At 42.4% G+C, this 2325-nt stretch carries 3 protein-coding genes; 2 read left to right on the plus strand and 1 reads right to left on the minus strand.

The window, feature by feature from the left end:
* A partial coding sequence (locus B3182_RS16395) for a signal recognition particle receptor subunit alpha (RefSeq protein ID WP_414673537.1) occupies nt 1-110 on the minus strand: 110 nt, incomplete at its 3' end.
* Between the two features lie 202 nt (nt 111-312).
* Between B3182_RS16395 and B3182_RS14560 the strand changes: the two genes are divergently transcribed.
* Both B3182_RS14560 and B3182_RS14565 read left to right on the plus strand, forming a co-directional pair.
* Complete coding sequence (locus B3182_RS14560; RefSeq protein ID WP_292357907.1) at nt 313-1113, plus strand: cytochrome C assembly family protein; 801 nt, start codon at nt 313-315, stop codon at nt 1111-1113.
* Nucleotides 1114-1116: 3 nt separating this feature from the next.
* The coding region (locus B3182_RS14565) for an HlyC/CorC family transporter (RefSeq protein ID WP_292753283.1) at nt 1117-2325 on the plus strand (1209 nt) is incomplete at its 3' end.

A 2325-nucleotide genomic window follows, 5' to 3' on the forward strand; every position in this document is an offset into this window, starting at 1 on the left:
GCCATACGCACTTCACGTAAAGTTTCTTTAATATTATCTTCGGTGATTCGACCCTGACCACGTAATTTTTTGAGGCTGCCGGCGAGTCTGTCACTTAGGCTGTCAAACATAATGTATCCTGCATCGTTTCGTTACTGAAAAATCAGTACTATTTGGATAGGGTCTGTTTATTTTCAGAAGCATATGAAAGTTAAACAGACTCTAGATATTGCATTATAACTGATATGATATCCGGTGAAGCAGTTTACCGTTTATGATTAAGCTTGAAGGTTTAACTGGATAATCATTATTGGAACTTAAGGATCTCCCCTCATGGCCATTGCCAACGCATTAGCCTTTCTACTGTATTTAAGTAGCAGCGTTATTTTGATCCGAGACTTTGTCAAACGCGATCATAACGCCAATAAACTTGCCTTACCGATAGGCATATTGACCACTTTAGCGCTGTTATTTCATGCTGCAGATATTTATTTCACCATGAAATTTGCTCAAGGCTGGGATCTCAGTCTGATGAGCATGTTATCTATCGCAGCCTGGTTAATGGCATTTATCGCGATGTTAGCCGGTTTGCGATCTCCCGTAGCCCATCCTGGAATTGTAGTATATCCACTGGTCGCCTTATGTTTAATGTTCAGGGTCGAGGCTCCGGGTAGTAGCCAACAAACTCTTAGTGATCCCGCTTTGGAATGGCATATTTTATTATCACTTACAGCATATGCTCTGCTGGCACTTGCTGCTATGCAATCGATCATCCTGGCGATTCAGGAAAAACAGTTACGTAATAAACATGCCGGCGGCTGGGTCCGTAAACTGCCTCCACTGCAGACAATGGAAAAGACATTATTTCAATTACTTTATGCCGGCTTCATTTTACTGACGTTGGGTCTGATTACTGGATTTCTGTTTGTTGATAATTTCGTCGCTCAGCATCTGGCCCATAAAACCGTTTTTTCAATTATCGCCTGGCTGGTTTTTGCAGGATTGCTATGGGGCCGTAAACAGTATGGCTGGCGAAGCCAGACAGCGGTTAAATGGACTTTATCCGGTTTTGGTTTTTTATTGCTGGCATATGTTGGCAGCAAACTTGTTATTGAATTTTTGATTAAAAGTTAACTGATGGAAGATATTTCTTTAATTGGCCTGTTTATAATTCTGTTTTGTCTATTAGTGTTGTCGGCGTTTTTTTCAAGTTCCGAAACAGCATTGATGTCATTAAATCGCTATCGATTAAAACATCTTGCTCAACAAGGACATCGCGGCGCAATGATTGCCAGCAGTTTGCTAGCCAGACCTGACCGTTTGATTGGCCTCATCCTGCTGGGCAATAACTTTGTGAATATTTTTGCCTCAGCTATTGCTACCGTCATTGGAATTAAACTGCTGGGTGAGAACGGTATTGTGGTAGCAACCTTCACCTTAACGTTGGTCATCTTGTTATTTGCTGAGGTCACCCCCAAAACGCTTGCAGCCTTACACCCCGAGCGAGTCGCTTACCCTGCCAGTTTTGTATTAAAGCCATTATTATTCTTTTTGTATCCCTTGGTATGGTTTACCAGTGCGATTACTAACCGATTGCTGAGCCTATTTGGTGTGTCTCGTGAAGATGCGACGTCTACGGCTATTAACATAGAAGAATTAAGGGTGGCGCTGATGGAAGCAGGCAGTATGATCCCAAACCGCCACAAAGATATGCTAATGAGCATTCTGGATCTGGAGCAGGTTACGGTAAACGATGTAATGGTGCCGCGTAATGAAATTGAAGGTATCGACATCAATCAGCCATTTGCTGAAATTGTAAAGCAGCTTTCACATTGTGGTTACACCAGGTTGCCAGTCTACCGCGACAGTATGGATAACATTGTTGGTATCTTGCATGTACGCAAGGCATTAAATCTGATGACTCAGGACAACCTGAATCAACAAACCTTTGAGAGTATTGTAAAAGAAGCTTATTTCGTTCCAGAGGACACACCTCTGAATACTCAGCTGATTCAGTTTCAGCGTAAATTGCGTCGCACAGGTCTTGTAGTGGATGAATACGGCGATTTACTGGGTTTGATTACATTAGAAGATATTTTTCGGGAGATTGTGGGGGAGTTTACCGCCAATACCATTGATGATGAAAAGGAAATTCATCCACAAAGTGATGGCAGTTATCTGATTAATGGCTCAGCCAATATCCGTGAATTGAATCGAACACTGGATTGGCTATTACCAACCGATGGTCCTAAAACGATCAACGGCCTGGTGCTGGAACATCTGGAAAGCATTCCTGATCCCGGGGTAAGTTTGCGTATTGATGATTACATTATCGAGGTGATTCAG

This window comes from Methylophaga sp. UBA4204 (assembly GCF_002379485.1).
Taxonomy (GTDB): Bacteria; Pseudomonadota; Gammaproteobacteria; order Nitrosococcales; family Methylophagaceae; genus Methylophaga.

Bases quoted from the DNA above. Each gene is read 5' to 3' on its own strand.
- B3182_RS14560 (WP_292357907.1), top strand. From the start codon at position 313: ATGGCCATTGCCAACGCATTAGCCTTTCTACTGTATTTAAGTAGCAGC.